This window comes from Kistimonas scapharcae (assembly GCF_039540975.1).
Lineage (GTDB): Bacteria > Pseudomonadota > Gammaproteobacteria > Pseudomonadales > Endozoicomonadaceae > Kistimonas > Kistimonas scapharcae.
Genome location: NZ_BAABFL010000299.1, coordinates 1 through 3,066 on the forward strand (window position 1 = coordinate 1; position 3,066 = coordinate 3,066).

The 3,066-nt window shown below is 45.3% G+C and carries 3 protein-coding genes and 1 tRNA gene; 2 read left to right on the forward strand and 2 right to left on the reverse strand.

The annotated features are described in order from the left end of the window. Window positions 1-170: 170 nt before the first annotated feature. A complete protein-coding gene (locus ABD892_RS11270) occupies window positions 171-749 on the forward strand; it encodes a site-specific integrase (protein ID WP_345195760.1) in 579 nt (192 codons plus the stop codon). A 251-nt stretch (window positions 750-1,000) separates the two neighbouring features. Here the strand turns inward: ABD892_RS11270 and ABD892_RS11275 are convergent. After that, window positions 1,001-1,092, reverse strand: a tRNA-Sec gene (locus tag ABD892_RS11275). Between the two features lie 314 nt (window positions 1,093-1,406). Here ABD892_RS11275 and ABD892_RS11280 point away from each other — a divergent pair. Beyond that, a complete protein-coding gene (locus ABD892_RS11280; RefSeq protein ID WP_345195758.1) occupies window positions 1,407-1,943 on the forward strand; it encodes a hypothetical protein in 537 nt (178 codons plus the stop codon). 63 nt (window positions 1,944-2,006) lie between these two features. Here ABD892_RS11280 and ABD892_RS11285 read toward each other — a convergent pair whose 3' ends face one another. Beyond that, window positions 2,007-2,894, reverse strand: coding sequence for an IS982 family transposase (locus ABD892_RS11285; protein WP_345195759.1), 888 nt, complete (start codon window positions 2,892-2,894; stop codon window positions 2,007-2,009). Window positions 2,895-3,066: the final 172 nt, after the last annotated feature.

Below are 3,066 nucleotides of genomic sequence, written 5' to 3' on the forward strand. Positions count from 1 at the left end.
AAATCAGGCTCGCCAATACGTAAGGTGACGGGGGTGTTCAAGTAGACCAGAATCGGTGTTCAAGTAAACCAGAATATGCACTCGCTGGCTTCCGGCTTAAAAAGCGGGGGAGGAAAGCGAAAAGAGATAAACAAAACACCCTCCATCACGACATATTCGTCAAAGAAGAAATCGCCGCAATACTCAACGCCTGTAGACACCCCGAAGTCCGTAACCTGTTTGAATTTGCGTTCTGGACCGGCCTACGGACAAGCGAGCTAATTGCCCTGCGCTGGTGTCACATCAATTTTGTCACCGAAGAAGTTTCAGTTGAAGAAGTCATCACCCGCGCAAGCAAAGGCAAAGTAGAACCACCCAAAAGCAAATGCGGTATTCGCCTTGTGACATTACGCAAACCGGCACTCGACGCACTCAAACGACAAAAGCAGCATTCCTTCCTCCAGGGTGAGTATGTCTTCCTGAATCCCACAACACGCGAACGGTTCAGCGGTGATGACTCAATCAGGGAAGATCACTGGAAGCCCACCCTCAAAAAAGCAGGGGTCCGCTACCGCAAACCGTACATGACACGACACACGTTCGCCAGCATGATGCTCATGTCCGGAGAAACGCCTTTATGGGTGCAAAGACAGATGGGTCATGAGACGTTGGAAATGATCTACAAGCACTACGCAAAGTGGATACCCACCGAAGATCGGGGCGAGGGCAAACGGGCCGTTGAAATGTTCCACACACCCGCCGAAAAATAGCACATCACCCTTCCCTGAAGGCCGCTTTTCGCGGCCTTTCTTTTTTGCATACAAAATTCGTTTTTTGAACGGTCGTTTAGTAGGGTCTTCACCCAATAAGCGACACTGGTCTGGCAAAAAATGGCAAAAAAATGGCAAAAGGGTGGCAAATTGTCACCGAAACTGACCGAAAAGCATTGTACACTTTTTGTCATTTCAAACGGTCGTTTGAATGCAACCTATTGATTTTACAGGCTTTATACGAAATAAAGTGGCGGAAGGAGCAGGAATCGAACCTACCAGAGCCTTCGCGGCTCGCATTGGTTTTGAAGACCAAGGGGACCACCAGATCCCATCCACTTCCGGAGTACGGGGTGGATTATCTGGATCAGATTGACGAAATCCTATTACGGTTTTCCGTAATCAAGAGCATGATGCAAGGTTTTATTGAGCGATATCAACGTTTCCCCCTTACGGCGACTCAAGGTCAGATTTATTGCGTTGCAAATAACTGATATATCCTATGTCAGGCGTTATCGTTTAACGTACTGATGTCTATCGTTTTACTTGCACCTGCAATACCTCCCTTCTACTTTTCATTAGACTCTTGCATTAATGGGAAGAAAAAGGCTGCCAACCTAATTATTCCTCATTTTAATCATATAAAGGAGCCTAAAGATGTCATCTTTCAAAAGTATTAGAAGCAGTCTTCACATATCAAGCTTTATTTATTTAATAACAATGATGATATATCCCTCTATAAGCATCGCTGGCTTTGAAGACGATATTTATTCTGAAACAATAGAACATGAGACTAACGACAATGCAACAATCACCATTGATGAATTGAGACTTCTATCTCCCGGTTGGCTTCGTCAAAGCAATACAGAAATTCGATATGGAAACCCAGATACACCCTACCATAAATTGAGTCTTATAAGAGGTGGCAGTATTGGAAACACGCAAATCATAAAGGCTCCCGTTGGTACCAGAATCGTAGTCAGTTACTCCCGCTATACCGCACTACGCTGTTTGTATTTTGATATTACTGACCTGGGTAAATCTACCATCAGATTTGACCAAAATTTCTTTTCAGACATTATATTCAGAGTTAGCAATACAAAAACACTAAAACCAATGTTCAAGTCCGATTTTGATCATATCATCTCAGACAATTACTACCACTGCCCATGGCCTGAACCTGCTCAATATTAAAGCAACAGGCGGTGTTTTTGTTAATAGTGGATTGACCATATAGCACTACCCGATGTGTGACTTTCAGGCTGAGATAAGCCCTTCTAACTGCATGGGGTCTTTTCCAGCCTGAATGTTCAGATAAATACCCGTTGTATAGGCAAGTATCTTTCGAGCCATGCGGCTTGTCAGGTGCCACATGTCTCGGCAACCACACGACTCTATATCGAAGTATTCAGCCAGCTGCCCTATTACTGTTGCAATTCGCCGCCGCACACGCATGATCCTTTTCACAAAAGACTTGGGACGCTCATCTTTCATATTGCATCGCAGAGGTGTCTGTAGATCTATTCCCAGAGCATTGCAGTCACTCTTGAGTTCAGGGCGTATATATCCCTTGTCACCAAGCAGCATGCCGGATAATTTCTCCAGAAAGTCGTATGCCACGTCACGTTCATCAACGTTGGCTGCCGTCAGCTGCAACGAGACAGGAATACCCCTGGCATCAATAAGAAGGTGCCCCTGAAAGCCATAAAAAGGTTTCTTCTTCGAAGCACAGTATCCAAACCCGGCCTCACCTTTGAAAGCCTTGCTCCTGGCTGCTCGGGTTCGCACACAAGCTTCTATGGGAAATCCATCAATAATGTGCAAGTCTGAACAGTCCGCATCCAACGTCTTGACCAGAGCTTCCTGTATCATTTGTTTAACACGCCAGAGGTTGGCCCCTTGTCGGGTAAATTGAGAGCGATCAGGAATAGAGGGAAAAAGGTGTGACCAATATTGACGACAATATGCCCATATTGCCTTGTCTGCATGGATTCCCTGCCATTCTGCAACAATCTCCATGGTAATAACCTCACTATCAGATAGTTTTGGTGCAAATCCTCTTCGCCAGATTGGTTCCGGAAACATGGAAATGTACAAATCGTCGATCAGGCAGAAGACGTGAGTGATAAACTCTTCGAGGGGCATGGCGGTCACTGTCTGGTGTGTTTTAGCGAACAAATATTAGACAGTGGTCATGCCCCTCGAACTATTGTCAGAAAAAGTCACACATCGGGTAGCACTATAATGACGGTGTAATGTCCCATAGCGCCCATAAATATGGGAGGTTGTCATGGAGCAACAACAGTTTCTCAATCTT